Source organism: uncultured Clostridium sp. (genome assembly GCF_934754915.1).
Taxonomy (GTDB): domain Bacteria; phylum Bacillota; class Clostridia; order Clostridiales; family Clostridiaceae; genus Clostridium.
In genome coordinates this window covers 1-1,670 of sequence record NZ_CAKVKB010000333.1, presented here as the reverse complement: position 1 = coordinate 1,670, position 1,670 = coordinate 1, and the positions used below count along the sequence as shown (strand labels likewise).

The window sequence follows — 1,670 nt, the reverse complement described above, 5'->3', positions numbered from 1 at the left end:
GGGTAAGATAGATTTAAATGTTACAATGAATGAAAAACTTGAATCAGAAGTTGAAAAAGATGTTTCTACAGATGGACGTTATTCAACTAGTATTTTAAAATCTAATTTGAAAGCTGGAAATAAGATAAAAATTGGAGATACTGAATTTGAAATGGCTGGTGATACAGAAGAAAACATTGTATCAGATTTAAATTCAAAATTAGAAGCTAAGAATTTAGAAGCATCATATGATTCTGAAAGTGGAAAAATGACAATAAAGAGTAAATCTACTGGCGATGCTGAAAATAATAAATTTACAGCCAAGCTTATAGTTGATGGAAAAGAAAGCAGTCTTACTGTTGATTTAGACAAAGGCTATAAAACTGAAATAAATCTTTCAGAACTAAATGCTGATAAAGGAATTAATATTAATGGTCAAAATTTCAGATTAGCATATAAGGAAGATGGAACAATTGATTTAGATGCTTTAAATAAAGAGCTAAATGATAAGTCAATTAAAGCAGAAATAAAGGATAATAAATTAGTTTTAAATTCAACTGGAACTGGAATTTCATCAAAATTTAAGGCTAAAGTATCTTCATATGCAAAAACAACAGGCAAAGGAGTTTTTAAGGAAGGAAGTGACCTTTCTGCAACTATATCAGATGGCAACAATGTTTATAAAATCGATGAAGGAAAACTTCCTAATGGTAAATCTATTACAGGAAACTCAATTACTTTAGATGGAACAACATTTAAGTTCAATGATGTTACAAATGGAGAAGTTTCGTTAACTGGTAAAAGAGATGGCACAGAACTTAAAGATAAAATAGTAGATTTTATTAATGATTACAATGAACTTTTAGGACATATTAATGGTAAATTATATGAAGAATATGACAGATCATATTTACCTTTAACAGATGATGATAAAGAAGGTTTAAGCGATAAGGAAATTGAAAAACTTGAAAAGAAAGCTCAAACTGGTCTTTTGAGAAATGACAGTTATTTAAGAGACTTTGCAGATGATATGAAATTAACAATGACAACTATGCTTGAAAAAACAGGATTGAATTTAGAACGTATAGGAATAAAACCCGTACAGGATTATACAACACAAAATGGTTTGTTTACTATTGATGAAGATAAATTACAGGCAGCTATTGAGAGTGATCCTGAAGGAATACAAGAATTATTTTCAGGTTCAAATGGAATAATAACAAAATTAAAAAATAATTTATATGAACATGCAACAGGAACATTTTCAAGATTAGCTAATAAGGCTGGTGTTGCAGATGGTGTAACAGCTAAAACAAATGAAATGACAAAAGATATTGAACAAAGGAAAAAATTAATAACTGAAATGCAGGCTGCCCTTAAAGAAAAAGAAGATGCATTGTACACTCGTTATTCAACTTTAGAAAGCAATCTAGCATCTCTTCAGTCACAACAAAGTTCATTATCTTCATATTTTCAATAATTAAAAGATACTAAAGAGAGATATAAAATATGGATTTAAATAAATTACTTGAAGAATATAAAAATATATCTTTGGATATGATTGAAAAAATTAAGAAAGAAGAAGAAATTTCTTCTTTCTTAAAAAAAAGAGAAGATATAATAAATGAAATTAATAGTATGAATATAGATAAAAACTTAATATGTGATAAAATAAATGTATTAGATATTAT

At 27.3% G+C, this 1,670-nt stretch carries 1 protein-coding gene and 1 pseudogene; both read left to right on the top strand.

Going from position 1 to position 1,670, the window contains the following annotated elements:
* The coding region (gene fliD, locus Q0F58_RS19485) for a flagellar filament capping protein FliD (protein WP_294379751.1) at positions 1-1,459 on the top strand (1,459 nt) is incomplete at its 5' end.
* A 29-nt stretch (positions 1,460-1,488) separates the two neighbouring features.
* Positions 1,489-1,670, top strand: a pseudogene (locus Q0F58_RS19480) (hypothetical protein); the annotation flags it as partial.